This window comes from Flavobacterium pokkalii (assembly GCF_014596575.1).
Taxonomy (GTDB): Bacteria; Bacteroidota; Bacteroidia; order Flavobacteriales; family Flavobacteriaceae; genus Flavobacterium; species Flavobacterium pokkalii.
This window is the reverse complement of sequence record NZ_NASZ01000004.1, coordinates 221077-244765: the sequence shown is the minus strand read 5'-3', so window position 1 is coordinate 244765 and position 23689 is coordinate 221077. Positions and strand designations below refer to the sequence as shown.

The window sequence follows — 23689 nt, the reverse complement described above, 5'->3', positions numbered from 1 at the left end:
GCGGCGGGGCTCACCTCTTCCCATCCCGAACAGAGAAGTTAAGCCCGCCTGCGCAGATGGTACTGCATCTTGTGGGAGAGTATGTCGTCGCCTTTCTTTGAAAACCCCGTAGCAACGGGGTTTTTTATTCTTTTTTTATCTTCGGATAAGAAATGGTACCTTAGCTCAGATGGTAGAGCAATGGACTGAAAATCCATGTGTCCCTGGTTCGATCCCTGGAGGTACCACTTTGCTCGGATGGTGAAATTGGTAGACACGCTGGACTTAAAATCCAGTGAACAGCAATGTTCGTGCGGGTTCAAGTCCCGCTCTGAGTACAAAAGCTTCAATTAGTTTTCTAATTGAAGCTTTTTTTTTGAAGAACAATTTACCTGAAAGAATTGTTTACACCATTTTTAGTTCTTTCTATTTTTTGGATGGTTCCGTCTTCGTTAAAAAATAGATTTTCAGCACATACCTGACGTTGTTTTTCTCCGCATTCGGATTCATTGTCTAACCAACGATGATAAAATAAGACCCATTTTCCTTTGAATTCTACAATAGAGTGATGGTTGTTACTTTGGTTTTCTTCGTCCATAATAACTCCCTGATATTTCCATGGGCCTTTTGGCGATTTGGCAGTGTAATACGTTAATATTCTGTTTTCTTCAGGCATGGTGTAATAGTAAGTATCTTTTCTTTTAAATACCCATGGGCCTTCTTTTTTTGGCTTATAGCCTCCCATATCCATTGGGAAAAGCTCTCCTTTTACACTAAGTAAGTCATCATTCATTTCAGCAACAAAATAATCACCTCCTCCATTAAAATAAATATATCCTTTACCATCATCGTCAATAAAGAGGCAAGGATCATTAGCGTAAGGCGTTGTCCATAGAGGTTTTCCAATGGCATCTTTGAATGGACCGATGGGGGAATCACTTACAGCTATACCAATTCCCATCCATTTTGTACTGTTTCTTGGGTTTACTCGGTCTTTAAAACCTGTTCCTGCCGGAAAGCAAAAATAATACTTGCCATTTTTGTAAGCGCAGTCTGGAGCCCAGGCGAAATTATCGGCCCAATTAAGATCGTTAACGGATAAAATAGCTCCGTGATCTGTCCAATTGACTAAGTCAGCCGAAGAAAAAACATGCCAGTCTTTCATGAAAAAATCAGTCTGACATTCTTCGTCATGGGAGGTGTAAACATACATTTTTCCGTCCTTCCATACATGAGCGGAGGGATCAGCTGTAAATATTTTGCTTCCGAAGTTGAGGGGATTTTGAGAAAATGATTTTTTTGAGCTTCCGATTAGTAAAAGAAAAGTAGATAGAATTGATATGGTTTTTCTATTCATTTAAGTTGGTTTTTAGATTATAAATCATGGTTATGGTAAATATAAGAGATTTTAAATAAAAAAAACCTTGCTTTTTAGGGCAAGGTTTAAGAAAAAGATAGTTCTTTTTATTTAGTTTTTACTAATCTGTATTTTTCAGTGGTGGTTTTTCCTGATTGGACTCCTGAAATTTCGGTAATAATGCCGTTGGAGTCTTTTTTATAACTGATTTTTTGAGGGTAATTATTTTTTAGATTCTCAAAAAGTAGTTTGTCTTCCATTTCTTTATTCAGTTCAAAACGGATAGGTTTGTTGTTGTTTTGTCCTTTTATCGTAGTGGTATAACTAAGTTTTTCTCCATTTTGTTGGAGGATGATATTTTCGTGGTGAATAGTGTCTTTGTCTTTGATAAAAAGAGATTGGGCTTTAAATGTGCTGTCGTTTACTTTTTGCCAAGTTTCTGAAAGTGTGCCCCAATTAGTTTTGTATTCCCAATTTCCAATAAGCCAATCAGCTTTTTTAATCAGGTCTTTTTCGGTTGAATTATTTTTTTGACATGCGATGACAAGCAAAAAAGCAGATAAATAGAAGATTGATTTTTTCATAAAAAAGGATTTGATGTTGTGTCAAATTCGAGACAAAATTACGAAAAATACTATTTGTTTTATTAGTTGAGATTACCATTATTTTAATATTCTTTACATATTAAAAGCTTTATTTTTGCAGTCCAATTTGAAATTTATAAAATGATTACAGACTATTTTAGAAAAAAAAGTCAGACTCCCAAAGGATATCGATTAGCAACAACCGTTTTTTTCTTTATTTCAGGTTTTGGATATTCTTCCTGGGCATCTAGAATTCCGGCGATTAAAGAACAGTTGCATTTGTCGGAAGCTGAATTTGGAACGGTTTTGTTTGCTTTTCCAATAGGTTTAATGTTAACGATGCCTTTTACACGAAGAATTTTAAATATAATGAGCAGTCGTTATTGTATGCTGTTAGGAGCAGTTATGTTTAATGTCGTTTTGGCTTTGCCTGGTTTTGCTGCATTTGTATGGCAATTGGTTTTGATTCTTCTGATATTTGGTGGTTCGCGTAATATTTTGAATTTGTCCATGAATGCACAGGCGCTAGAAGTGCAGCGTTTGTATCCAAAATCGATTATGACTACTTTTCATGCTGTATGGAGTTTGGCTGGATTTGCCGGAGCCGGATTAGGGTATGTCATGGTAACGCAACATATAGATCCTTCGTTTCATTTGTTAGGAATAAGTGTTGCAATGCTTGCAGTTACTGCCTCTTTTTATCCAATGACAATTGAGTGTGAACCGTCAAAAGAACAATCTAAGTTTTTTTCGATGCCGGATAAAACCTTGTTGAAATTTGCTATTATTTGTTTTGTGTCAATGGCTTGCGAAAATACGATGTATGATTGGAGTGGGATTTATTTTCAAAATGTTTTGCATGCGTCACAGAAGATGACTACGGCGGCTTTTGTTTTCTTTATGACGGCAGTAACCCTGGGACGTTTTTGTGGAGATTATGCCGTGATGCGATTTGGTATAAAAAACATATTGTTGTACAGCGCTATATTTATTTCATTGGGATTTTCATTGTGCTTTTTACTTCCTTTTGTGGTTACAACAATTTTTGGATTTGTCTTAATTGGGATTGGGGTTTCCTGTACGGTTCCTTTGGTTTTTAGTATAGCCGGAAAATCTAAAAATTTGAGTAGCGGTTCGGCTTTAACCTCTATTTCTACGATTGGATATTTAGGATTTTTAGTAGTTCCGCCAATGGTGGGTTATATTTCAGAAGTTTTGAGTATGAAATGGGCTTTTTTAATAATGGCTTTTTTAGGTGGAGTGATGATTTTTATGGTGAATAAAATTTCGGAAGAAAATTAATTGTCAAGAAGCTGTTAGTTAGCCCTGATGGCAGCAACATCCTTTTTTTAGTTTCTTTAACCAGAAAAAGATATAGTGAAAGCTAATCCCGATAGCTCTTAAAAAAATCTGAAAGAGGGATTCTAAAATGTGTATTCTTTTTTGTATTTTTGCACTCCAATTATAAGGACTACAACTATGTTAGACAGACTTCAGATAGTAAAGCAACGTTTTGATGAAATTTCGGATTTGATTATCCAACCGGATGTAATTGCCGATCAAAAACGTTATGTACAGTTAAATAAAGAGTATAAAGATCTTAAGGCTTTGGCTGAAAAAAGAGATGAATATGTTCTTTTGATGGCTAATATTGAGGAGGCAAACGAAATTATTGCTGACGGAAGTGATGCTGATATGGTAGAAATGGCTAAAATGCAGTTGGATGAAGCCAAGGAAAGATTGCCTCAGTTAGAAGAGGAAATCAAGTTTATGTTGATTCCTAAAGATCCTGAGGATGCTAAGAATGTGATGGTGGAAATTCGTGCCGGAACAGGAGGAGACGAAGCGAGTATTTTTGCCGGAGATTTATTTAGAATGTACACTAAATATTGTGAAAGTAAAGGTTGGAGAACATCGGTTGTGGATATGAATGAAGGTACTTCGGGAGGTTTCAAGGAGATTATTTTTGAAGTAACCGGAGAGGATGTTTACGGAACTTTAAAATTTGAAGCTGGAGTTCACCGTGTACAACGTGTGCCTCAAACCGAAACACAAGGTCGTGTACATACATCGGCGGCTACAGTAATGGTATTGCCAGAAGCGGAGGAATTTGACGTGCAAATTGATATGAATGATGTCCGTATTGATTTATTCTGTTCATCAGGACCTGGAGGGCAGTCGGTAAATACGACCAAATCGGCGGTGCGTTTAACGCATATTCCTACCGGATTAGTAGCGCAATGTCAGGATCAAAAATCACAACATAAAAATAAAGATAAAGCATTAGAGGTTTTACGCTCCCGTTTGTACGAAATGGAATTAGCTAAAAAGCAAGCCGAAGATGCTTCAAAACGTAGTTCTCAGGTAAGTTCCGGAGACCGTTCGGCTAAAATTAGAACTTATAATTATGCTCAGGGTCGCGTAACGGATCACCGAATTGGTTTGACTCTGTATGATTTAGGGAATATTATGAATGGTGATATTCAGAAAATTGTAGATGAGTTACAATTAGTGAACAATACTGAAAAACTAAAAGAAGCCAGCGAGGTTTTCTAATCGTTAACTGAATATTATTTGTTAAAAAAAACACAATTTTTTATTTAAATTAATAAGAAAAAGCACTTAATTTGCGTTTGTAAATTAAGTGCTTTTTTTTTTTGCCCTAAATTATTAACTAAATAGTATTATGTATGAAGAAGAGAATTTATCTTTCGTTATTTGCCTTTGCCGGCTTTTTTTCGGCAAATGCCCAGTCTTATTTAGGTTATACTCATGATAACTATGCTGGTGTTCAGGGAGTTTTGTTTAACCCATCGTCTATAGTTGACTCTCGTTTTAAAACAGATATCAATTTGTTTTCAATGAGTTCATCAGTAACTAATGACGCCTACGGAGTTAAGATTTTTGACGTTTTTAAGGACGGTTATGATTTTGATTTAGAAGCTAAAAAAAGTTTTAGTAATGCTAATAACGCAGCTTTTAATACCGATGTTATGGGACCATCGGTTATGTTTAACATAGCTCCTAAGCATTCATTAGCCGTTTATACAAGAGCAAGAGCTTTTGTTAACGTTATAGGGGTTAATGGACAGGTAATTAATGATCTTGCAAAAGATGATATGGAAAGTTTTCCTGAGGCAAACGTAGGAAGTTTTAATGGAGTTGGGAATTCATGGGGGGAATTAGGAATTTCTTATGCAGCAGTTTTATACCAAAGAGGACAACATTTCTTAAAAGGAGGTATTACTGCTAAATATTTACAAGGAGTAGCTAATTATCATATTCAGGGAAATGATGTAACAATGGAATTTAATGAGGATTTGATTTTGCCAGAAAATAGCACTTATACAACTACTGGTTCAGCAGTTTATGGTTCTAGTCAGGATTTTGAAACGAATTCAGATTTAGAGATTGATTCAAAATCAAGAGGTTTCGGATTTGATTTAGGTTTGACATATGAATGGAGACCGGAATACACCGCAGACAGAGCTGATATCAACGACTTAAAAGAAGTAAATAAATACAAGTTACGTTTTGGTATTTCTGTTACCGATATTGGTTCTATGAAATATGAAAAAGGAATTCGCAATTTGTATAATCTAAATGATACTTTTACTCAGGATGATTTAGACAATGCTGATGGTATTTATGATCTGTACACAAATAAAACAGTAATAAACGGAACTGTTAAATCATATTTACCAACTGCTTTACATGCTGATGTAGATTGGAATATTTACAAAAAATTCTATTTGAATGCCAATGGTGATTTAGGTGTGGTAAGTAAAGACAAATTAAATCAAAACAGTATTGCTAACCGTGTAAGTTTAACTCCTCGTTACGAGTCAAGATGGTTTAGTGCTTATATTCCGGTATCTTATATGGATTATAGCAAACAAGTACAAGCCGGTTTAGGTTTGAGAACAGGAATTTTCTTTATTGGTTCAGGTTCAATTATTTCAAATGCCATTTCAAAAAGTTCCAGAGCTGCTGATATTCATTTAGGATTTAAAATTCCTGTTTATCAAAAGAAAGCAAAAGATAAAGATCAGGATGGAGATGGTATCTTAGATAAAGATGATGCTTGTCCTACTGTTGCAGGGCCAGTTGAAAATAACGGATGTCCTTGGGGAGATCAGGATAATGATGGCGTTTTAGATAAAGACGATAAATGTCCAACTGTTGCCGGACCAACTGCTAATAAAGGTTGTCCATGGGAAGATAAAGATAATGATGGGGTTTTGGATAAAGATGATAAATGTCCATCTGTTGCCGGACCAAAAGAAAATGCAGGTTGTCCTTGGCCGGATACTGACAGTGATGGTGTTTTAGACAAAGATGATAAATGTCCTAAAGTAAAAGGAACTTTGGCTAATAACGGTTGTCCTGAAGTAACTACTGAAGTGATTAAAAAATTAAATGATTTCTCTAAATCTGTTTTATTTGACACTTCTAAAGCAACTATTAAAGCAGAATCTACTGCGAAATTAGATGAAATTGTAAAAGTGATGAATGAATACAGCAACGCTAATTTCAAATTAGAAGGTCATACTGATAGTACAGGTAATGCCGCTAAAAATCTTCAGTTATCAAAAGACAGAGCCGCAGCAGTTAAAGATTATTTAATTGCCAAAGGTATCAGCGCTGACAGACTTTCTTCTGAAGGTTATGGAATTACTAAACCAATTGCTTCTAACAAAACAGTGGAAGGCAGAGCTCAAAATCGTAGAGTAGAAATTATTGTAGTAAAATAATTTAATTTAGATTGATAAAAAAATGAGGCCTGAGTGCCTCATTTTTTGTTTTGTTTAAAAAGGAAAGCTCCCTCTTTAAGTCGAAAAGAGGGAGCTTTTTTTATATAAATAGAAGTAGAAATGGGGGGCTTATTCTTTAGCTTCTGTATTCTCTTTAGATTTAGCAGTAGCTCTGTTTATTTGGTAAAGAGTGGCAAATTTTATTTTCAAACCAGCAATTTTGATGTTGTCTTTAGAAGATAAACCTTCTTTTTCAACAGTGTTTTTACGGGTATCTAAAGCTTCGTAGATAAGTTTAATTTCATCCCAGTCTTCTCTGGTGTAAGAATCTTTATTTTGTTCGATAGTGCCAATAAAATGCAAATAAACATCAGCAATATTGTCTTTATTTACCCATTCAAATTTCATGTCTTCGCCTACATTTTCGGTAAAAAAGCTATTTCTGAAATTTTCACGCAACATAGCATCTCTTTTTAAAAGAACTGCAGCTTTGTATTCTTCATATTTGCTGTCGGCTTTATCAATCAGGGTTTCCATGTCCATTTTATTTTCCAGTTGATTCATGGCGTCCTGGGCTTCCATTTTGACTTTTTCATATCGGGCCTGAATGCTTTCCCAGTTTTTGGTGGTTTCATCAGTAGCTACCCGGCTGATAGAATCGACATACATTGTAAATTGAGCCACTTTTTGATGTGCCATTTCCTGTTTTTCATCTTTACAGGAAACACTAAGGGTGACCAGAACAGTTAAAGCTATATATTTATGGATATTTTTCATAGGTTTTCTATTTTAAATTAATATGAAGTTGATTTGTGAGTAGTATTTTTTACATACTACTCATCTTTTTCTTTAAAGTTTAAATCCGTAAGCCAATCGTAAAGCAACTTGTCCCAGACCTTTGTCGGCGGCATCGTTTCTTATCGAAGGGAAATCAGGTAAGTATTCATAACGTACACTGATATCGATGTATTTAGTTGCATAACCAATTCCCGGACTTAATAACAATGATTTGTCGTTGTATTTATTGGTTACTGCAAATGCAGCTCCGGCTTCTCCCATTAAGTAGAATTTGTCTTTTAAAACAAAGGCTTTAAAACCTAATTTGGCAGGAATATAACCTAAATCATTGTCATCTCCGCTAACGAATAAATTACTAAAACCTGTGGTTGCTGTAAGCGAATATCTTTTAGATAAATCATATTGTAAACGAACATCTCCGCCAACATTTAAGTTGTATGGGTCTTCAAAAGGATAACCCACATTGGCACCAATACCTAATTTGAATTTTTGTTCATATTTATCTCCCGGAATATCCTGAGCCATTATGGAAGTGGTTCCCAGAAGAAATAAAAATAAGACCGCGATATTTTGGATTACATTTTTCATGATGAATTCGATTTGAGTTTTACAATTATTTTTTGCTTAATTCTTTTTTGAATAGAAAGATGCTGTTTAGATTTTGTTAGTCATTCCGTTCTCGGCTTTCGATTTGCTTTCCTGAAGCAATCGATGCGCATCATCAGAAATTGTTTTGTATTTATGATCTATTTTTTCAATCAGTTTGTCAAAATCTTCTTTTGCGTGTTCTTTAAGTGCTTTGGATTTTTCTGCGATTTTCTTTCTGGTTTTTTTCCCGCTTTGGGGTGCAAATAGTATTCCTAAAGCTGCTCCTGCTGCCAGTCCGCCAATTGCTGCCAGCACTACTTTATTTGTTTTCATAATATATAGATTTTAGGGTTATTTTTTAAAGTTGTTTTCCGCTAATAATTCTCATAAGTACCGCAATTACTGCAATCACTAATAAAATATGAATCAGACTTCCGATACTGTAGATGAAGAATCCTAAGGCCCAAAATATTACTAATAATACTGCGGCCAGATAAAGTATATTTCCCATGATTTCCTTGTTTTTAGATTAAAAATATTAGAGTTTGAAACCAATATATAAACTCAAAGCGCTGTTTTTTGAGTCGGGAAAGGTATAGGTGCTTCCACCAAAAGTTCTTTCTTTCCCAATGGTTTGCAAACCATAGTTGTAACGAATTCCTAATGAAGTTGACGCAAAGTCAAAACCAACTCCTCCCGATAAACCGTAATCCCATTTGTTTAAATCATCATTATTGATGTTTTCTTCAAAGTTGAAACTACTGTTGTTACTTTCGTTAGTGGCTTTTCCGTCAATTAAATAGGCCGCATAAGGACCAAAGTGAATATTGAAGTTTGGAGTTACATTCAGTTTTAATAAAACAGGCATTTCAAGATAATTTAGTTTTAATCGGGTAGTTCCGGTGGCAAAAGCATTATCATATACTAATTCGGCACCTTTTCTGGAAAAGTTCAGCTCTGGTTGGATGGAAACAGCCGGAGAGACAGGTAAATTGGCATAGACACCGGCATTAAAACTGCTTAAAACATTATTATCGTCAACATCGTCCGTATAAAGATTTGTAAAATTAAGACCTCCTTTTATACCTGCTGACGGACTTAGGCTTTGTGCTTTTGTAAAATTTACGAATGTGAAGCATAAAAATGCGGCTAATACTAAATTTTTCATGGCATTGTATTTTAAGTTATCAAATTGGATTTATATGTAGTTCCCAGGATACAGTACAAAATTGCAACATCTTTGTATTAAAAATGTTACAGGATATTTTGAGACTTTTATACAATTGCCATTTTACATTTTGGCACAAAAAAAACGCCCGAAAAAGGCGCTTTTAGAATTTATACTAGGGTTTAGGGATGCATTTTTTGCTCTTCCTGAATGCTGGCAATATTTTGTTGGATAATTGGAATTGCTACTTTTGTCAGGTCTAATAAGTCGTTATTCAGGCTTGTTGTTGCGGTTTTTTTATAAAGTTCTAATTCGGCGAGGAGGGAGTTATGAAGTTTTTTTAAATACATACTGGTGCTTACTTCGCTGATAAAACTTTTTAAAGTTGTGGTGTCGTAAAGTGTATTTGGAATAATGATGTAATTGTCTTTGGCAATTTTTCTAATGGTATTTTTAAATTGGGTATGGTTTTCTTCTATTTGCAGTAAAACATTTTGAGTACTGCTTGGTATTTTTCTTTCCCGTGCTTTTTGGGAAATGGCTACTATTTTCAGATTGGATTCGGCAATTTCAGTTAAAACAAATTCACTTACTTTAGTGTTGGTTTTAGGTGTTTCAATTTTAGCTTCTTTGTTTTCTTTGTTTTTTTTCTCACAGGATGTTACAAACATACTGCAACAGAGAGGAAGCAGAATGAAAAAGAAAACAGGTCTGATGCTTCTTATTGTGGTCATTTGGTGAATTTTGTGTAAAAATAAATAAAAAGACTCTTGGTAATTTTATATGATTCCTTAATAATATTATATAATTCGTTTTTATCAAACAGGCAAATAAATTTCAAAAACAGCACCTTCGTCTGGTTTTCCTTTTGCAAAAATATAGCCTTTGTGATTTTTGACTATTTTTTTACAAATAGCCAGTCCTACGCCGGTTCCCGGAAACTCTTTTTTGCCATGTAATCTGTTGAAAAGCTGGAAGATTTTTTCGGCATATTTTTGTTCAAAACCTAATCCGTTGTCTTTAAAAGTTATTTTGATGTATTCTTTTTTGGAATGATCGTTTAGTTTTGGTGTTTTAGATGCTTTTACTTTTTTGGAACTAATGGTAATCAAAGGTGCTTCTTCAGTTTTTGAATATTTTAAAGAATTCCCGATGATGTTAATAAACAACTGTTGAAGTTGAAACGGAACACCTTGCACCTGATGTAGTTTTTCAACATGAATTTCGGCTTTTTTCTCTTCAATATTTTCCGAAAGTTCGCTTATAGCGTTTGCCACAATGGTATTTAAATCGGTAATTTCAAAAGTTTTTTCCGAACGGCTGGTTCTTGAATATTGCAATAAATCGTCAATCAAAATGCGCATTCGGTTAGAAGCTTCCTGAATTTTTTCAAAATAACTTTGGGCAGTTTCCGATAAATGATCTTTCTCTTTATATTCAATTCGGGAAATAAAAGTCTGGATTTTTCGCAGCGGTTCCTGCAAATCATGACTGGCAACGTGATTGAATTCCATCAATTCTTTGTTGTTTAGTTCCAATTCTTTATTTCGTAACTCGATTAACTGTGTTTTATTGAAATCGTCGCTAATATCCTGCGTGGTTCCAATCATGTTTTTGTTGCCCAAACGATCTACGAATATTTTGGCTGTTGATCGAAAATGGCGAACTTCCAGCGTGTCTTTTTTAATAATTCGGTAATGAATCAGCGGCAATAATTCGCTTGTTTCTGCTTGCTGAAAAGCTTCGATAAGGATTTCCCGGTCGTCCGGATGCACTGCATCTAATGAATTTTCGAAAGTAGGCAGGAAAGATTCCGGTTCGCAGCCTAATAAACGAAACTGATTGTCGGAATAATTAAAAGTTTTGTCTTCCAGATTTAACAGCCAGCTTCCGTATTTTCCCAAAATTTCGGCTTGTTTGCTGGATTCATCAAATATTTTTAATCGGATGTTTTGATTGATTAAGTCGTTGTAGTTTTTGATAATTCGCAAATAACCCAAACCTAAAATTAAGATGGAAATCAAGAAAGTCGAAAAAACAATTAGCGGTGTATTGGAATTGTTGTAACGGTAAAGCCTTCCTTTAGAATCTAATAATTTGTTTTCGGTGTTGAGCATGTTGTCTAATTCCATTCTCAGGGAATCCATGACTAATTTTCCGTTTTTGAAATCGTCGTTAAATTCTTTTTTATTAGAAAAATGATTTTTGAAATAGGAAAAACGACGGTCAACCAAATCGTAAATTCGTTTGAGTTGAAGCTCTTTTTTGGCGTCGTTCTGGATGGTGTTGTTTAAGTTTTGAAACGAACGATTGACATTTTTTCGGGCATCGATAAATGGTTCCAAATAGATGGAATCGTTTGTAATGATGTAGCCTCTGTGACCGGTTTCGGCGTCTTTTATAAAAGAAATAAGTTGACCTAATTCGATAGAAATTTCATAGGTATTAGTAATCGAATCGCTTATTTTATCTAATTCTTTAATGTGCCTGTATGTAATTGAGGCCAGAAAAATTAAGATAAAAAAGGCAATTAAAAATACAGCCCTGATAAAGCCTAAGGAATCAAATAACTTAGATTTAAACATAGTTTACATGCGTAATAAAAAATTATCTTTATCTAATCCCGAAGTGATGTACTGCCAGTTAAGCGTTACGACTTCGGATAAAACTTCTTTTAATTTTCCAAAGTGATTGGGTTTTTTGATATAAATATTGGCACCCAAAACAAAGGTATTTTCTATGTCTTCTTCCGAAGAAGAAGTCGAGTAAATAGCGATAACAATATCTTTAAATTTCGAATCGGCTTTGATTTCTTTTAAACATTCCATTCCTGATTTTAACGGCATATTTAAATCTAAGAAAATAATGTTTGGCAAAATACTTTCGGGATCGTTCAGGAAATTCATTAAAGCCACACCATCGTTTACGGTGTTAACGACTGTGTTGATTTTTAATTCGTCAAAAGCGTCTGTAAAAAACATTCTGTCGTCTTCGTCGTCATCTGCAAGTGTAATTAAGATGAAATCTTTTTGCATATTTTATTGGGCTTAATTGATATTTTGATTGGTAATTTCGTTTCGTTTTTTAATAATTCGCTGAAAAGCCGAAGGTGTAATTCCGGTAGTGTTTTTGAATTGCGAACTCAAATGTGCTACACTGGAATAATTGAGTTTAAAGGCAATTTCGGTCAGCGTTAAATTATGAAGGGTAATGAGTTTTTTGACATATTCAATTTTTTGAATAATAATAAAATTCTCGATTGAGGTATAAGTTACTTCCGAAAACAAATTAGAAAGATAACCATAGCTGTGATTTAATTTTTCGGCTAAATAAACCGAACTTTTAACAGCCGGAGCTTCTTCGTTAAAAATCATTTCGATAATTGTTTCTTTAATTTTCTGAACAATGATGTTTTTTTGATTTTCGATAATTTCAAATCCGTATTCGTTTAATACCACCGCTATTTTTTCGTAAGTAGCCGTATCGATACTTTCTAAAAACAAAATTTCATTCGTATTAATCAGATTGTATTTGACATTGAATACGGCTAATTTCTCTTCTAAAATTTTCTTTATTAAAAAAGCAGTGTCGGGTTTTAAAAATAATTTCAAAGCTGTTATTTTTAGGTTTTCAGTAAAAGTAATAAAACAGTTGCTTAATTGCGCTTTTTTTCAAAGTTAGATTACTCTAAAAAGTGTCGTATTACAGAATTTTTAGAGAAACTTATACAATTCTTATATTAATTAGCTTTGGGTTTGTAACTTTGCGCTTTGAAAAACAAAATGAATGACTACACAGCAACTTATTGAGCAAATCAACCTGAAAAAATCCTTTTTATGTGTGGGTTTAGATGTTGATTTAAATAAAATTCCACAGCGTTTTTTAGCATTAGAAGATCCTATTTTTGAATTCAATAAAGCAATAATTGATGCAACTCACGATTTGGCTGTTGCTTACAAACCGAATATCGCTTTTTTTGAAGCTTATGGAATAAAAGGGTGGCTGTCTTTAAAAAAGACCATTGATTATATCAATGAAAATTACCCTGAAGTTTTTACAATTGCCGATGCAAAACGCGGTGATATTGGAAATACTTCTTCGATGTATGCTAAAGCTTTTTTTGAAGATTTAAATTTTAATAGTATCACTGTTGCGCCTTATATGGGGAAAGATTCTGTTGAGCCTTTTCTGGCTTTTGAGGATAAACATACCATCATGTTAGCTTTGACTTCTAATGAAGGTGCTTTTGATTTTCAAACGCTTAATGTGGATGGCGAAGAATTGTACAAACGTGTTTTAGAAACTTCAAAAAGCTGGAAAAATTCTAAGAATTTGATGTATGTTGTCGGGGCTACAAAAGCCGAATATTTTACTGAAATTAGAAAAATTGTTCCGGATAGTTTTCTGTTAGTGCCGGGTGTTGGTGCTCAGGGAGGAAGTTTATCTGAGGTTTGTAAATACGGAATGAATGCCAATGTAGGTTTGTTAATCAATTCTTCCAGAGGAATTATTTATGCTTCTAAAGAAGATGATTTTGCCGAAAAAGCACGAGCCGAAGCCTTGAAAATACAACAGGAAATGGCTGCGATTATGCAATCTGGAAATTAAAAGAAACTTTTTAAAATAGTAGAAAACCATTAAAATTTTTTTAGTGGTTTTTTTATGCACAAAATTTAAAATCACCGATTTGGAAAAATATACTTTAACTGATGATTTGGGAACAACGCATGTTTTTAATCAGGTTCCGCAACGAATTGTTTCCTTGGTGCCTTCGCAAACGGAATTATTAGTCGATTTAGGTTTGGAAGCAAACATTGTCGGAATTACTAAATTTTGTGTCCATCCTGAGAATTTGAGAAAAAGAAAGACCATTGTAGGTGGTACTAAAAAAGTAGATTATACTAAAATTAGTGATTTACAGCCTGATATTATCATTTGCAACAAAGAAGAAAATACCTTAGAAATTGTCGAAAATCTACGTCGTTTGTATCCGGTTTGGGTGACCGATATTGAAACGATTGAGGATAATTTTAAGATGATTGCTGATTTTGGACAACTTTTTTCCTGTTTTGCAAAAGCCGAGAAGCTGAATGCGGAAATTCAAAATGCTTTAAGTGATTTTAATGCTTTTATTGAAAAGAAACCGATAAAAAAAGTTGCTTATTTTATTTGGAAAAACCCTTATATGGTTGCGGGCGGCGATAATTTTATTCATCAAATGCTGCAATTGAATCATTTTGAGAATGCTTTCGGAAATCAATCCCGATACCCAGAAGTACATCTTCAAAATTGGAATGAAAAGGAATCGTTGGATTGTATTTTTCTTTCTTCCGAACCTTATCCGTTTAAAGAAAAAGATATTTCCGAAATAGCTTCGTTTTGTCCTTCCACAAAAATTGTTCTGGTAGATGGAGAGATGTTTTCCTGGCACGGAAGCCGTTTGTTATTGGCTTTGGATTATTTTAAAGAATTGCAGCAAAAATTATGATTGGCAATCTTCTAAAACTAATTCTTCTTCTTTGTTGGAAGAATTATTGGTTTCTTTTTGTTTAATTCCGGTTAAGATTTTAAACTCTTCCTGTAGTTTTTCAATTTCATTTTTCTCTTTCAAAAGACCTTTCATAACAGTAAATTTTTGGCAAATTTACATTAAAACAACATAAAAAACCTAGTTTTTTATGTTAAGTTTAGCATTTCGGCAGTTTATAGGTGTAAAAGCTAAGAATAATATTAAAAAGAGTTCTTGTGTGATTTTTGGATTGGTTTTGCTGATAAAGCGTTTTTTTGAGGTGAAAAAATAAAATGAATCAAAGAAGAAACAGGGAGATCATAAAATAAAGAAGTGCTAGTATTGGGATACTAGCACTTGTTTAACTAACCAAAACCAAATATAATAAATAACCAGTTCATTACATTGCAAAGATGCTACTTAATGACTGAAATAGCTGTTAAGGTTTTGTTATTACTTTGTTGGTTATAAGTTAAGTTTTAAACGTCTGTTTAACAAAAAAGATTTCCTTTAAGAAAAGATAACTGTTTTGTTGTTGTACACCATCGTTTTACGTTCGGCGTGTAATTTAATTGCTTTGGCTAATACACTACGTTCTAAATCACGTCCTTTTACAATAAAATCCTCTATAGAATGACTGTGCGAAACACGGGTGATGTCTTGTTCAATAATTGGTCCTTCGTCTAATTCTTCGGTAACATAGTGGCTGGTAGCGCCAATAATTTTAACACCTCTGGCAAAAGCCGAATGGTAAGGTTTGGCTCCCGGAAAAGCCGGTAAGAAGGAATGGTGAATATTGATAATTTTATTTTTATACAATTCAATCAATTTTGGTGTGATGATTTGCATGTAACGCGCCAAAACGATAAAGTTAATTTTGTATTCCTCTAATAAAGCAATTTGTTGTTTTTCGCCTTCTTCTTTAATGTGTTTGGTAAAAGGAACATGGTGAAACGGAATTTCAAAACGTTCGGCAACACCTCTTAAATCTTCGTGATTGCTTATAATTAGCGGAATTTCCAAAGGCAATTCTCCGGCACTGTATCTTCCTAAAATATCATACAGACAGTGGTCGTATTTGGAAATAAAAAGCGCCATTCGGGGTTTGTATTCCTGAGTGTAAATTTCCCAGGACATATTGAATTTATTGGCTAAATTGTTTTGGAAATCTTTTTTTATAGATTCTAAATCAAAATTTTCAATGTTGAATTCGCATTCCAGACGCATGAAAAAAACATTTTCATTGGCGTCAACATGTTGGTCTAAATAAATAATGTTTCCTTCAATTCCTGCGATGTAATTCGTTACCGAGGAAATAATGGCTTTTTGATCCTCACAGTGGATGAGTATGGTGATTTTTTGCATTTTATATTACTTCAATAAGTCAAGAGAAATGTTTTATTTGTTGTCCTGCATGGCAAAAACTTTTTGCAATAATGGTGATGTTCTTGCGCTGATATTAGTTCGAATGTTTTTTTCTTCTACAGCAATCATTTTAAAAACGCCGTTCATGGCTTGTTTGGCAACATAGTCCGTTAAATCAGGATTTACTTTGGTTACCAACGGAATGCTGTTGTACTTCGTAATGATATTCGACCAAACTTTATCAGCACCTACTTTAGAAAATGAATTTTTAATAACCGGATTGAATTTTCCATACAAAGCAGTCGAAGTTGAGTTCTCTAAATAAGTTGTCGCCGAGCTGTCATTGCCTAATAAAATCCCTTTAGCGTCGGTAAAAGACATGTTTTTAACTGCGCTTACAAAGATAGGGGTGGCTTCTTTTACAGCGTCTTCGGCGGCACGATTCATTACCTTTAAGCCTTCATCGGCTAGCGAACTTAATCCGATACGTCTTAATCCGGTATCCACTTTTCGGAGTTCTTCCGGAAGTAAAATTTTTACAGCTTCGTTTTTGTAAAAACCGTCGGTAGTGGTCAATTTGCTTACCTGTTTGGTGATTCCGTTATTAAGGGCTTCTTTCAATCCGCCGGCAATGTCAATAGTTCCTGTGGTTCCCACCTGAGGCAATTGATTCATGACTTGTTGCATTTCGGCACAGCCGTAAAATCCGCTTAGTAGTATTAAAAAAAGTATTTTTTTCATTTTAGGTGTATTAAGATTTTCTGTTTACGGCCAAAAATACTATTTAATTCTATTATTTAAGCTGCTTTCCTGCAAATAACGTTTCAATGTGTCCGGATTTCGATTTTTTTTGCTGACTTTAGTTAAATTTACTGTTGAAACAAATTGAAATTGAGAAATGGCATTTTTGATAAATAAAATTAATTTGAAGGCGGTGTTGGATAAAAATACCGGATTTGGAACCAATGCAAACAGTTATGGAGGACGTTTTGTAAATAAAAATGGTACCGCCAATGTTGAAAAACGCGGACTTCATTTTTTACATCGCATTAGTTGGTACCACACCATGATTGATATGCCGGCCTGGAAGTTTATGGCGGTTATTTTTTCGTTTTATCTAATAATTAATTTGTGTTTTGCATCCGTTTACTTTGCAATTGGTATAGAACATTTGGACGGAATTCCTTTAACGGATAGTGATTGGATTAAATTTGGTCAGGCTTATTTTTTTAGTGCGCAAACTTTTACAACGGTGGGTTATGGGCATATTAGTCCTGTGGGTTTTTTAACGAGTTTACTGGCGGCAACTGAGGCTTTGATTGGATTGCTTAGTTTTGCTATTGCTACCGGTTTGTTTTTCGGACGATTTAGTAAACCCACTGCTTTTTTGAAATTTTCTCATAATGCCTTGATTGCGCCATACGGTAGTGGGAAAGGGCTGATGGTACGGATGACACCTTTTAAGAATACTAATTTTACGGATGCCGAAGCTAAGATGACTTTAGGGATGAGTGTTGTGGAAGACGGAGTCCGGGTAAATAAATTTTATTCGTTAAAATTAGAATTGGAGCGTATAAATGCTTTGACACTGAGTTGGACTTTGGTGCATCCTATTGATGAAAATAGTCCTTTGTATCAGTTTACCAAAGAAGATTTTGGGAATATTGATGGGGAAATTCTGGTTTTTGTAAAAACTTTTGATGATATGTTTTCCAATACAGTTGCCACACGAACGTCTTATACTTTTGATGAAGTGGTTTTTGGGGCCAGATTTGTTCCCATGTATAAAAGAAGTGCTGATAATACCAAAACTATTTTGGACTTGGATAAGTTGAATCAGTTTGAGAGTTATCCATTTTAGCTGACGCGGTTAATGTTGTTCGATTTAGGAATAAAGTAGTATATTTGTTTAATATTATTTTAAAATAAATGAACAATATTAAAACGGTTTTTAGTATAAAAGATCTTGAAAATCTTTCAGGGATTAAAGCGCATACCATTCGTATTTGGGAGAAAAGGTATCAAATTTTAGAACCAATGCGAACGGATACTAATATTCGGTTGTATGATTTGAGTAGTTTGCAAAAGTTGTTGAATATTAGTTTTTTGCATGAATACGGATATAAAATTTCGAAAATAGCTTCTTATCCGGAAACTGAAATTCCGGAATTAGTACGCCAGATTGTTTCGGCTAAAAACGCAAAAAATCATGCCCTGAATGCTTTTAAAATGGCAATGATTAATTTTGATCAACAATTGTTTTTTAATACTTATGATTGGCTGGCTTCGGAAAAAACGTTTCAGGAAATTTTTCAGCAGGTGTTTTTGCCGCTTCTGGATGAAATAGGTTTGTTGTGGCAAACTGATACTATTTCGCCTGCACATGAACATTTTATAAGTTATTTAATCCGGCAGAAAATCATTTTAAACTCTGAAAAATTGCAGGTTTTAAATCCGACTAAAACTAATAAAGTCTTTGTGTTGTCGCTTCCTTTGAATGAAATTCATGAGTTGGGATTGATGTATTTGCATTATGAAATTCTTTCATCAGGCTACCAAAGTATTTATTTAGGTGAAAGCATGCCTGTGTGTTATTTGAAAGATTTAAAAAAGCATTTTGATAATATTGTTTATGTTTCCTGTTTTACGGTCAAACCGGATCGGGACGAAATAAACTCTTATGTTCAGGAAATGGCTAATGAATTATTAGATGATTCTACCGAATTATGGTTTACCGGAAGGTTAGCCGCTTTGATTCGTCAGGAGTTATTTTCCGAAAAAATCAGCGTGTTTTCTGCTGTTGAGGAATTATTAGTGCGGATTTGATTTTTTGTTTAATGTTTTTTGTATATTTGTTGAACAAATGAAAAAGAAAATTACAATTATAGGTTCTGGTTTTTCTGCTTTGTCAGCGGCCTGTTATTTGGCGAAGAAAGGTCATGAAGTAGTTGTTTTTGAGAAAAATAATAGTATTGGCGGCAGAGCAAGGCAGATGAGAAAACAGGGGTTTACCTTTGATATGGGACCCAGCTGGTACTGGATGCCGGATGTTTTTGAACGTTTTTTTGCTGATTTTGGAAAGAAAACAACCGATTATTATGAACTTATAAAGTTGAATCCTGCATACAGGGTTTATTTTGGAGTGCAGGAGTTCATTGCCATCGCTGATAATTTAGACGAAATTGTGGATGAATTTGACAGTATCGAAACAGGAAGTGGTAAGCAGCTTCAGGAATTTATGGTTGAAGCCCAAAGTAATTATGATATTGCTATAAAAGATTTGGTTTATCGACCGGGCGTTTCTCCGCTGGAGTTGGTAAGTTTGGAAACAGTAAAAAAGATAGGTCAGTTTTTTGGAAATATCAGTCAAGATGTACGGAAGAAATTTAAGAACGAAAAGTTAATCCAAATTTTAGAATTTCCGGTTTTATTTTTGGGAGCAAAGCCATCAGATACTCCTTCATTCTATAGTTTTATGAATTTTGCCGATTTCGGACTTGGAACCTGGCATCCTAAAACCGGAATGTTTGATGTGGTTCGGGCCATGGAAAATTTAGCGACAGAATTAGGAGTTCAGTTTTTTGTGAATTCGAATATTGAGAAAATCATTGTCGAAAATAAAACAGCCAAAGCTATCGTTGTTAATGGAGAAAGAATCGAGTCGGATTTGGTTTTAAGTGGCGCCGATTATCAGCATACGGAAACATTATTAGACAGGAAATATCGTCAGTATTCGGAAAAATATTGGGAAAGCAGGGTTTTTGCACCTTCGTCTTTATTGTTTTATGTGGGATTCAATAAAAAATTAGAGAATATTTCACACCACATGTTGTTTTTTGATACCGATTTTAATCAGCATGCCAAAGAGATCTATGATGAACCCAAATGGCCTGCTGATCCTTTGTTTTATGCTAATTTCCCATCGGTTACAGATAAAACTGCTGCGCCTGACGGCATGGAATCGGGATTTTTCTTAATCCCTTTGGCACCGGGAATTGAAGATACGGCTGCGTTAAGAGCGGAATATTTTGATAAAATCATGCAGCGATTTGAAACAATTACGAAGCAAAGTGTAAAAGAACATATTGTATTCAAAGAGTCTTTTTGCAAGAATGATTTTGTGGAGCAATACAATGCTTATAAAGGAAACGCTTACGGAATGGCGAATACTTTATTGCAAACGGCTTTTTTGAGGCCAAAACTAAAAAGCCAAAAAGTTCGTAATTTATATTTTACAGGACAATTAACCGTTCCGGGACCGGGAGTTCCTCCGGCTTTAATTTCCGGAAAGTTGGTTTCTGATTTAATTGATAAACAATTTCAAAAAGAAAAATTATGAAGCAATTATTTGACGAGGTTTCTATTAAATGCAGTAGGCTGGTTACCAAAAGCTATAGTACTTCATTTTCTTTGGCGGTGTATATGCTTTCGCCAAGTATTAGAGATGCGATTTACAGTATTTACGGTTTTGTGCGGTTTGCCGATGAAATTGTAGATTCTTTTCACGGATTTGACAAAGAAAATCTAATTAACGAATTCGAAAAGGAATATTACAAAGCCTATCATTCCGGCATAAGTTTGAATCCAATTTTGAATTCCTTCCAGCAAACGGTTAAGGAATATAATATTTCTGACGATTTGATTCAGGCTTTTTTGAAAAGCATGAAAATGGATTTAATCAAGCAGGATTATGATTCGAAAGCCGAATATGAAGAATATATTTACGGCTCGGCAGATGTAGTAGGATTAATGTGTTTAAAAGTTTTTGTTCGTGGTAATAATCAAAAATACGAGCAATTAAGGGATGAAGCCATGCGATTGGGGTCGGCTTTTCAAAAAGTAAATTTCCTCAGGGATTTAAAAGACGATAATTTAATCCTGAATCGCAATTATTTTCCCGGAGTCGATTTGAATTCTTTTGATGAAAAGGCTAAAAAAGCCATTGTCGAGGAAATAAAGGAAGATTTTAAAGTGGCTTACCAAGGAATTGTAAAATTGCCTATCGAAGCTAAATTTGGCGTTTACACCGCCTATGTGTATTATAAAAAATTGCTTCGAAAACTCGAAAATACGCCTTGTAAAGAAATTGGGAATAGCCGAATTCGGGTTTCTAATTACACAAAAGCGACACTTTTAGCGCAGTCATTTGTGACCTACAAGTTGCGATTGGTTGAATAATTTAAGAATTATAAATAGCAAAAATGATTTCATTTTTAATTACAATAGTCGTTTTTCTTTTGATGGAATGCGTTACCTGGTTAACGCACAAATACGTCATGCACGGTTTTATGTGGTATTTTCATGCCGATCATCACCAGCCCAAATACAATCATGTTTTTGAACGCAACGATATTTTCTTTGTCATTTTTGCCATTCCCAGCATCATCCTTTTCTATTTTGGAGTCGAAGGCGGAATGAACGAATTGTTTTTTATAGGTCTTGGGATTACTCTTTACGGTTTTTGCTATTTCATGATTCACGATGTCTTAATTCATCAGCGTTTCAAGTGGTTTAAAAACACTAAAAACAAATATTTAATTGGTTTACGAAAAGCGCACAAAGTTCATCACAAGCATTTAGGAAAGCAGGACGGAGAATGTTTTGGGATGCTTTTTGTTCCTTTTAAATATTATAAAATCTAAAATAATTTGGGCGTGTCTCCGCTTTTACTATCGTTACAGCGGGGTCAGGCTGTACGCTATATCTTTTATGCAGTCCCGAAGGGGCGGGACTGCATAAAAGGATGCCGCTTCCATCCTTCACGCAAATCCAACTAACGAAAAAATCAAATGAAAGTATATTCTAAACAAAGCGTTCAAAAAGTCAATGCATCTGTTGAAGAATGCTGGACTTTTTTTTCCAGTCCGCGCAATTTGCAAAAAATGACACCATTGACAATGGGTTTCGAAATCACAGATTTTGATGGAAAAAATATGTATCCCGGACAAATTATTCAATACAAAGTTTCGCCGCTTTTAGGGATAAAACTCACTTGGGTTACCGAAATTACCATCGTAGAAGAAAATCGTTATTTTATAGATGTACAGCGATTTGGTCCTTACACCTTATGGCATCATAAACATTTTTTTGAACCTGTGGAAAATGGAGTTCTCATGACCGATTTGGTGCATTATGCATTGCCTTTAGGTTTTATCGGGCGCATGTTGAATGCTTTGGTAGTCAAAAACAAACTCAAAGAAATTTTTGAGTATCGGGCAGAGAAAATCAAAGAAATCTTTAATTCCTGACAAAAATGACTAAGGCTGCTGTTTCTTTTTTTTGGTTCCGACGCGATTTAAGACTCGAAGACAATGTGGGTTTGTTCTATGCTTTGCAGTCAGAATTTCCCGTGATTCCTTTGTTTATTTTTGACGAAGCTATTCTGAATAGTTTACCTAAAGACGATGCAAGAGTAGGGTTTATTCATGAAACTTTATCAAAAATCAATGAAGCCTTACATTTGACCGGAAGTTCACTTTTGATAAAAAAAGGAAAAACGCAGGAAGTTTGGCAGTCACTTCTGGAGGAATTTGATGTTAAAGAAGTTTTTTTTAACAAAGATTACGAACCTTATGCAATCCAACGCGATGGGCTAATTTATGAATTATTGGAAAAAAACAACAGTATTTCATTCGCTTTTAAAGATCAGGTCGTTTTTGAAGAAAGGGAAATCACCAAGGCTGACGGCTTGCCTTATACGGTTTTTACGCCTTATAAAAACAAATGGCTGGAGCAATTTCGAAAAAATCCAATCAGGGAATATGATACGTCCGGATTGTTTTCAAATTTTTATAAAAGTAATTTTAGCTTTCCTTCTTTGGAACAGATTGGTTTCGTAGAAAGTAGCATCAAAGTAAAACCTTATACGTTGGAAGGATTAGCGAATTATCAGGAAACACGCGATTTTCCAGCGGAAGATGCCACTTCTTATTTGTCGCCTCATTTGCGATTTGGAACAGTGAGTGTTCGTAAAATGGTTGTTTTTGCTGATAAAACCAATGCTGTTTTTTTGAGTGAATTGATTTGGAGAGAGTTTTTTATGCAAATTTTGTATCATTTTCCAAAAGTGGTTACTCAAAATTTCAGATCGGCTTATGATGGCATTCAATGGCGCAATAATGAAGAAGATTTTAAACGCTGGTGCGAAGGAAAAACGGGTTATCCAATGGTGGATGCCGGAATGCGTCAGCTGAATCAAACCGGTTATATGCACAATCGGGTGCGGATGGTGGTAGCGAGTTTTTTATGCAAACATTTGTTGATTCAATGGCAATGGGGCGAAGCTTATTTTGCTGAAAAATTATTGGATTATGAATTGTCTGCTAATGTTGGTAATTGGCAATGGGCGGCCGGAACTGGTTGTGATGCTGCGCCTTATTTTCGTGTTTTTAATCCGGACATTCAACTTAAAAAGTTTGACGAAAAAGGCATTTACATTCGAAAATGGATTCCGGAATTCGATTTGGGTTATGGACAACCCATGGTCAATCACGCTATGGCAAGAGACAGAGCCATTGCAACTTATAAAGCCGGGATTTTTAAATAAATGGTTTAAATTGTTTTCAATGAATTGGTTATTGTATCAGA

The 23689-nt window shown here is 34.6% G+C and carries 26 protein-coding genes, 2 tRNA genes and 1 rRNA gene; 15 read left to right on the top strand and 14 right to left on the bottom strand.

All coding sequences use genetic code 11. From position 1 onward, the window contains the following. The 3 genes from rrf to B6A10_RS05295 all read left to right on the top strand — a co-directional run. A 5S ribosomal RNA gene (gene rrf, locus B6A10_RS05305) occupies positions 1 to 96 on the top strand; the annotation flags it as partial. 58 nt (positions 97 to 154) lie between these two features. Then, a tRNA-Phe gene (locus B6A10_RS05300) sits at positions 155 to 227 on the top strand. 4 nt (positions 228 to 231) lie between these two features. Further along, positions 232 to 317, top strand: a tRNA-Leu gene (locus tag B6A10_RS05295). A gap of 50 nt (positions 318 to 367) precedes the next feature. Here B6A10_RS05295 and B6A10_RS05290 read toward each other — a convergent pair. Continuing rightward, complete coding sequence (locus B6A10_RS05290; protein ID WP_188219990.1) at positions 368 to 1336, bottom strand: family 43 glycosylhydrolase; 969 nt, start codon at positions 1334 to 1336, stop codon at positions 368 to 370. Between the two features lie 107 nt (positions 1337 to 1443). Further along, positions 1444 to 1920, bottom strand: coding sequence for a DUF6265 family protein (locus B6A10_RS05285; RefSeq protein WP_188219989.1), 477 nt, complete (start codon positions 1918 to 1920; stop codon positions 1444 to 1446). Positions 1921 to 2061: 141 nt separating this feature from the next. Between B6A10_RS05285 and B6A10_RS05280 the strand changes: the two genes are divergently transcribed. From B6A10_RS05280 to B6A10_RS05270, 3 genes are all read left to right on the top strand, one after another. After that, the gene (locus B6A10_RS05280; protein WP_188219988.1) at positions 2062 to 3222 is read left to right on the top strand and encodes an MFS transporter; all 1161 of its coding nucleotides are present in this window, start codon (positions 2062 to 2064) and stop codon (positions 3220 to 3222) included. 177 nt (positions 3223 to 3399) lie between these two features. Continuing rightward, on the top strand, positions 3400 to 4476 hold the full coding sequence (gene prfA, locus B6A10_RS05275; protein WP_055090363.1) for a peptide chain release factor 1: 1077 nt from the start codon (positions 3400 to 3402) through the stop codon (positions 4474 to 4476). Positions 4477 to 4610: 134 nt separating this feature from the next. Next, entirely contained in the window at positions 4611 to 6674 is a 2064-nt protein-coding gene (locus tag B6A10_RS05270) for a DUF5723 family protein (RefSeq protein ID WP_188219987.1), read from the top strand. 129 nt (positions 6675 to 6803) lie between these two features. Here the strand turns inward: B6A10_RS05270 and B6A10_RS05265 are convergent, their stop codons facing one another. The 9 genes from B6A10_RS05265 to B6A10_RS05225 form a co-directional block, all read right to left on the bottom strand. Then, positions 6804 to 7451, bottom strand: a complete 648-nt coding sequence (locus B6A10_RS05265) for a DUF6565 domain-containing protein (RefSeq protein WP_188219986.1) — start codon at positions 7449 to 7451, stop codon at positions 6804 to 6806. Between the two features lie 72 nt (positions 7452 to 7523). Next, a complete protein-coding gene (locus B6A10_RS05260; RefSeq protein ID WP_026713051.1) occupies positions 7524 to 8060 on the bottom strand; it encodes a hypothetical protein in 537 nt (178 codons plus the stop codon). A gap of 66 nt (positions 8061 to 8126) precedes the next feature. Continuing rightward, positions 8127 to 8393 (bottom strand): YtxH domain-containing protein, encoded by a 267-nt coding sequence (locus B6A10_RS05255; RefSeq protein ID WP_055090371.1) that lies wholly within the window; start codon positions 8391 to 8393, stop codon positions 8127 to 8129. Positions 8394 to 8418: 25 nt separating this feature from the next. Then, positions 8419 to 8571 (bottom strand): lmo0937 family membrane protein, encoded by a 153-nt coding sequence (locus B6A10_RS05250; protein ID WP_155960741.1) that lies wholly within the window; start codon positions 8569 to 8571, stop codon positions 8419 to 8421. A 27-nt stretch (positions 8572 to 8598) separates the two neighbouring features. Beyond that, on the bottom strand, positions 8599 to 9228 hold the full coding sequence (locus B6A10_RS05245; protein ID WP_188219985.1) for a porin family protein: 630 nt from the start codon (positions 9226 to 9228) through the stop codon (positions 8599 to 8601). A 182-nt stretch (positions 9229 to 9410) separates the two neighbouring features. Next, positions 9411 to 9962 (bottom strand): hypothetical protein, encoded by a 552-nt coding sequence (locus B6A10_RS05240; RefSeq protein ID WP_157502506.1) that lies wholly within the window; start codon positions 9960 to 9962, stop codon positions 9411 to 9413. 84 nt (positions 9963 to 10046) lie between these two features. Further along, positions 10047 to 11813, bottom strand: a complete 1767-nt coding sequence (locus B6A10_RS05235) for a sensor histidine kinase (RefSeq protein ID WP_188219984.1) — start codon at positions 11811 to 11813, stop codon at positions 10047 to 10049. Positions 11814 to 11816: 3 nt separating this feature from the next. Beyond that, complete coding sequence (locus B6A10_RS05230) at positions 11817 to 12263, bottom strand: response regulator (protein ID WP_055090378.1); 447 nt, start codon at positions 12261 to 12263, stop codon at positions 11817 to 11819. Positions 12264 to 12275: 12 nt separating this feature from the next. Further along, on the bottom strand, positions 12276 to 12839 hold the full coding sequence (locus tag B6A10_RS05225) for a helix-turn-helix domain-containing protein (RefSeq protein ID WP_055090380.1): 564 nt from the start codon (positions 12837 to 12839) through the stop codon (positions 12276 to 12278). Positions 12840 to 13014: 175 nt separating this feature from the next. On the opposite strand from B6A10_RS05225, the gene pyrF reads away from it, so the two are divergent. Continuing rightward, positions 13015 to 13836 carry an orotidine-5'-phosphate decarboxylase gene (gene pyrF, locus B6A10_RS05220; protein WP_188219983.1) on the top strand — a complete coding sequence of 274 codons (822 nt, stop codon included), beginning with the start codon at positions 13015 to 13017 and terminating at the stop codon, positions 13834 to 13836. Between the two features lie 79 nt (positions 13837 to 13915). After that, positions 13916 to 14716, top strand: a complete 801-nt coding sequence (locus tag B6A10_RS05215; RefSeq protein WP_188219982.1) for an ABC transporter substrate-binding protein — start codon at positions 13916 to 13918, stop codon at positions 14714 to 14716. On the opposite strand, the gene B6A10_RS05210 is transcribed toward B6A10_RS05215, so the two are convergent. From B6A10_RS05210 to B6A10_RS05200, 3 genes are all read right to left on the bottom strand, one after another. Continuing rightward, positions 14711 to 14851: a hypothetical protein gene (locus B6A10_RS05210; protein ID WP_188219981.1), complete on the bottom strand. Its 141-nt coding sequence runs from the start codon at positions 14849 to 14851 to the stop codon at positions 14711 to 14713. The two genes, B6A10_RS05215 and B6A10_RS05210, sit on opposite strands and share 6 nt — an antisense overlap. A gap of 396 nt (positions 14852 to 15247) precedes the next feature. After that, entirely contained in the window at positions 15248 to 16102 is an 855-nt protein-coding gene (gene purU / locus B6A10_RS05205) for a formyltetrahydrofolate deformylase (protein WP_188219980.1), read from the bottom strand. A 33-nt stretch (positions 16103 to 16135) separates the two neighbouring features. After that, complete coding sequence (locus B6A10_RS05200; RefSeq protein WP_188219979.1) at positions 16136 to 16843, bottom strand: DUF4197 domain-containing protein; 708 nt, start codon at positions 16841 to 16843, stop codon at positions 16136 to 16138. A 157-nt stretch (positions 16844 to 17000) separates the two neighbouring features. Here B6A10_RS05200 and B6A10_RS05195 point away from each other — a divergent pair, with 157 nt between their 5' ends. The 7 genes from B6A10_RS05195 to B6A10_RS05165 all read left to right on the top strand — a co-directional run bounded on the left by B6A10_RS05195 (position 17001) and on the right by B6A10_RS05165 (position 23648). Further along, positions 17001 to 17963, top strand: a complete 963-nt coding sequence (locus B6A10_RS05195; RefSeq protein ID WP_188219978.1) for an ion channel — start codon at positions 17001 to 17003, stop codon at positions 17961 to 17963. A 68-nt stretch (positions 17964 to 18031) separates the two neighbouring features. After that, on the top strand, positions 18032 to 18928 hold the full coding sequence (locus B6A10_RS05190) for a MerR family transcriptional regulator (protein ID WP_188219977.1): 897 nt from the start codon (positions 18032 to 18034) through the stop codon (positions 18926 to 18928). Between the two features lie 37 nt (positions 18929 to 18965). Further along, entirely contained in the window at positions 18966 to 20441 is a 1476-nt protein-coding gene (locus B6A10_RS05185; protein WP_188219976.1) for a phytoene desaturase family protein, read from the top strand. Then, positions 20438 to 21280, top strand: coding sequence for a phytoene/squalene synthase family protein (locus B6A10_RS05180; RefSeq protein ID WP_055090392.1), 843 nt, complete (start codon positions 20438 to 20440; stop codon positions 21278 to 21280). Before B6A10_RS05185 ends, B6A10_RS05180 begins: the two co-directional genes overlap by 4 nt. 23 nt (positions 21281 to 21303) lie before the next feature. Continuing rightward, complete coding sequence (locus B6A10_RS05175) at positions 21304 to 21744, top strand: sterol desaturase family protein (RefSeq protein WP_026713066.1); 441 nt, start codon at positions 21304 to 21306, stop codon at positions 21742 to 21744. A 147-nt stretch (positions 21745 to 21891) separates the two neighbouring features. Beyond that, positions 21892 to 22350: an SRPBCC family protein gene (locus B6A10_RS05170; RefSeq protein ID WP_026713067.1), complete on the top strand. Its 459-nt coding sequence runs from the start codon at positions 21892 to 21894 to the stop codon at positions 22348 to 22350. A 5-nt stretch (positions 22351 to 22355) separates the two neighbouring features. Then, positions 22356 to 23648 carry a cryptochrome/photolyase family protein gene (locus B6A10_RS05165; protein WP_188219975.1) on the top strand — a complete coding sequence of 431 codons (1293 nt, stop codon included), beginning with the start codon at positions 22356 to 22358 and terminating at the stop codon, positions 23646 to 23648. The last annotated feature ends 41 nt before the right edge of the window (positions 23649 to 23689 follow it).